Here is a 250-nt window from a genome sequence, read left to right on the forward strand (position 1 = left end):
ATTTACGAGTATCCAGAGGGCTTTTATCGTGACCAGTCACTGATCGAAGAGCGTCCGATAGAGCCCAAAAACGAAATTATTAGCTTAGAAGATTATCGTCGTCGCTATGCCTGCTATCGTACTGATATTGACTTGCAAGAATGCCACCGTCAACACCCCTTTATCGCCGTTTGGGACGATCATGAGATTGCAGACAACTCATGGAAAGGTGGTGCTGGATTCCATACTGAAAGCAAAGGCAGCTATATAG

Annotated in this window: 1 protein-coding gene; it reads left to right on the forward strand. The window is 45.2% G+C overall.

Annotated elements, in window-relative coordinates; translation table 11 throughout:
- On the forward strand, nt 1-250 hold a 250-nt coding region (locus AAEZ05_RS29585), incomplete at both ends, for an alkaline phosphatase D family protein (protein WP_350650190.1).

Source organism: Pseudomonas sp. HY13-MNA-CIBAN-0226, from assembly GCF_040310305.1.
Classification (GTDB): domain Bacteria; phylum Pseudomonadota; class Gammaproteobacteria; order Pseudomonadales; family Pseudomonadaceae; genus Aquipseudomonas; species Aquipseudomonas gregormendelii.